Raw genomic sequence first — 3,540 nt, forward strand, 5'->3', positions numbered from 1 at the left:
GCTTAGTGATTCATAAGTAATTTGTCTGATTTAAATTGACAATTCAGGATATAAATAATAAAATACGTATAACCTATTTTATAAGCATCATACCAATTGATAGTATAATAGCTGAAGATATATATATACATATGACTATTTTAGTTACAAATTTTACCCATGTAGTATATTCAACCTTTGAAATAGCTAGTCCACCCATAATAACCCCAGATGTTGGCGTTATTAAGTTTACAAGACCACTACCTGCACTTAATATAGATATAACTATTTCAGGTGCAAATCCTAATGTTTGAGCAAGAGGCCCAAATATTGGTACTGATAAGCTTGCAAGTCCTGAAGTTGATGGAATTAAAAATGCTAAGGCTATATATATTAAAAATGCCATATTAGTAAATAGTATAGGCGACATTCCAGTAAGTGCTGTAGATGCTCTATTTAATACATATACATCTAGATTAGTTGCTGACATAATAAATGATACACCTCTTGATATACCTATTATAAGTGCTACACCAACCATTTCAGCTGCACCATCTATTATAGCTGATACTATTTCCTTTTCATTAAATCCATAAACTATACCTATTATAATTGCCATTAACGTAAACCAAACAGCAAGTTCTGAGAACCACCAATTACCAAGAGGTTCGCCTGTTAAAAATGCTGTTTCTTTAAATATAGTTATACCAAATCTCTCCCAAGGTATTACTCCTAGTATCATAACTATAAAAGATATGGCAAATAGCCATACTACTACTTTCCTTTTAGTAGTAAACTCTATTGTCACTTCATTATTATCCATAAATGCTTCTTTTGCGTTATCATATTCTCTTTGAGATAAAATTGAAGCTTCTTTGTCATTTTTAACTTTTTTAGCATAATTCATTACAAAAAATATAGATATAAGTAAAGATGATAGCCATAATGCTACACCAATCCCTATAACTACAGCTTGATTAGTTGCTATTCCAACTACTTTTAAAGAGTCTATACTCGTAGATACTAAAAAAGGATTTACTGTAGAACCTAAAACTCCACTACCAGCTCCCAAAGCTATTGTTGCTACTGCTGTTAATGAATCAAATCCTGCAGCCATCATTGTTGCTGTAACTAATGCATAAAATGCTAGTGTCTCCTCTGACATACCATAACTAGTACCACCTAGGGAAAATATAAACATAAGTATAGGTATAAGTAATAATTCTTTACCATTTAGTTTTTTAACAACTGCTCCTATACCTGCATCAAGAGCCCCAGTTTTTGTTACAACACCTAAGAATCCACCCATTAAAAGTACATATAAAGATATATCTATAGCATCTTTTAATCCATTTATAGGTGCCATTATAACATCAGAAAATCTTGCAGGTTTAACTCCAGGTATAAATTGAGTTATTATAGCTATTACAACAGTGATAATTAATAATATGCTATATGCTGTCGGTAACTTAAAACCTTTTTTCTTCATATTACGTCCTCCACATATTTAGTTATATAGTTTTAAGTTATCCAAAAAAATATATAAAATTCACTTAGTTAATATATATATTTCTCCTGACCTTAATTTAAATACATCCTATTTCCAAAGTATTTTTAAATAGAATATTTCAAGTAATATCTATTTATTAACTTATATATTTTTGCTTTTTCTGCTTAATTATGCTTTAATACAGTTTTTAATCATTACACCCTATAGATTAGAACTTTATTTAATAATATACCATAAATTTCATATTTTGCATATATTATATTTAAAATAGAAATTTATAGTATATTATTAAATTTTTAAGTAATAGCTTTTTATAATATAGAAAAATACCCTATATTATAAACTTTTTATAGTCTATATTATAGAGTATGTTTTATACATTATCTTACTTTTATACTATTTTATCTATTACTTCTAATATACATAGTTTTTTAGCTATTATGTTAGTTGCTCTACCTTGAATTATAATAGTTATATTACTAAAGACCTTTAAATGATAATATTTTAAATCAAATAACGCAAGTTATGTAGTATATATACTTATTATGCAATTTAGAAATATATTTTGTTATTTAATAGAAATCTATACACCTTTTATTTCTAGTATATGTTCACTTTTTATACTATTTAACTAGTTTAAAATCATATTCTGATACACCATCTACGATATTTGTAACATCTGTAAATCCATGTTCTACTAGTTTTTCTGCAACCTCTGCACTTTTTCTTCCTGTATTGCAATATACAATTATATCTTTACTTTTATAATTTCTCAATTCATCCATTCTTTTATCTATATTTTCAATAGGTATATTTATGGCATTTAGAAGATATCCATTGTTAAAATCTTTTGGTTCTCTAACATCTAATATTATTAAATCTTTATCATGTTTGTCATCATTTATCATTTTTTCGGCTTCTCTTCCAGTTATATTATCTACTTTAACAAGCTTATAATCATATTCATCTACACCGTCTGTTACATTTTTTACATTTTTAAAACCATTATCAACTAACTTTACTGCAGCTTTTTCGCTTCTATTTCCACTTCTGCAGTATACTAATACAATTTTATCTTTATAATCTATTATTTCATTTAACTCTGACTTAAAATCATCATCATATGGTAAATTTATTGCATTTAATAAATGACCTTTTTCATATTCATATTCTGATCTTACATCTATAATTAATACATCTTTATCTGAATTTAATAATTTTTCAGTTTGTTTCCCATCTATATTTTCATATCCTTTAGTCTCTTCTGACTGTTATATTGTGTTACTTACTTTATTTTTAGAGCTACATCCAGCTATAAAACCTAAACTTAAAATTAATATACTAACTATTCCCAGTACCTTAAAGTTATTAATTACTTTCATAACTATTATCCTTTTGCAATAAATATGTTTATTATATACATTCTATTTTTATAGCGGAAAAAATACTATATTATCTCTATCAACACATATTTTTACACAATCCCCTTGATTATATTCATTAGATATCGATGTACATTTTAATATTTCTCCATTTATATTAATATCATAAAAAGTTTTATCTCCTGCATACTGCTTTCTTTGTATATATCCATTTATTCCATCATTATAATTTGAACTATATAGTTTTATGCACTCTTTAGGAATCATAGCTTCAACAATATCTAAATTATTATATCCCTTTGCATCTATATATAATATATTGCTTTTAAATACTTCATTTTCTATTTTTCCTTTTATATAGTTTCTTTCACCAAATATATTGGCAACTGATTTAGTTCTAGGCTTTTGATATAATGTTTCAGGCTTATCAAACTGCTCTATTTTACCATTTACCATAACAGCTATTTTATCACTCATTATAAGTGCTTCTTCTTTATCATTAGTAACAAGTATAGTAGTTATATTTAATTTCTTCTGTAAATTTAAGACAAACTCTCTCATTTCATTTCTTAAGTTTATATCTAAATTTGAAAAAGGCTCATCTAATAATAATACCTTTGGATTTATTGCTAGTGTTCTTGCTATAGCAACCCTTTGTTTTTGTCCACC

General features: G+C 26.3%; 3 protein-coding genes and 1 pseudogene. All 4 read right to left on the bottom strand.

Annotated features, from left to right (window positions below):
- Positions 1–73: 73 nt before the first annotated feature.
- Complete coding sequence (locus tag Q5F54_RS11975; RefSeq protein WP_281538850.1) at positions 74–1,468, bottom strand: YfcC family protein; 1,395 nt, start codon at positions 1,466–1,468, stop codon at positions 74–76.
- A 644-nt stretch (positions 1,469–2,112) separates the two neighbouring features.
- Complete coding sequence (locus Q5F54_RS11980; protein ID WP_281537342.1) at positions 2,113–2,397, bottom strand: rhodanese-like domain-containing protein; 285 nt, start codon at positions 2,395–2,397, stop codon at positions 2,113–2,115.
- A gap of 63 nt (positions 2,398–2,460) precedes the next feature.
- Positions 2,461–2,730 (bottom strand): annotated as a pseudogene (locus Q5F54_RS13290) (rhodanese-like domain-containing protein); the annotation flags it as partial.
- A gap of 189 nt (positions 2,731–2,919) precedes the next feature.
- A partial coding sequence (locus tag Q5F54_RS11985; protein WP_302334496.1) for an ABC transporter ATP-binding protein occupies positions 2,920–3,540 on the bottom strand: 621 nt, incomplete at its 5' end.

This window comes from uncultured Romboutsia sp. (genome assembly GCF_958366745.1).
Classification (GTDB): domain Bacteria; phylum Bacillota; class Clostridia; order Peptostreptococcales; family Peptostreptococcaceae; genus Romboutsia; species Romboutsia timonensis.

What these genes read in the sequence shown, in the direction of transcription:
- Q5F54_RS11975 (WP_281538850.1), bottom strand. Translation starts at nt 1,468, where the DNA reads ATGAAGAAAAAAGGTTTTAAGTTACCGACAGCATATAGCATATTATTA.
- Q5F54_RS11980 (WP_281537342.1), bottom strand. Translation starts at nt 2,397, where the DNA reads ATGATAAATGATGACAAACATGATAAAGATTTAATAATATTAGATGTT.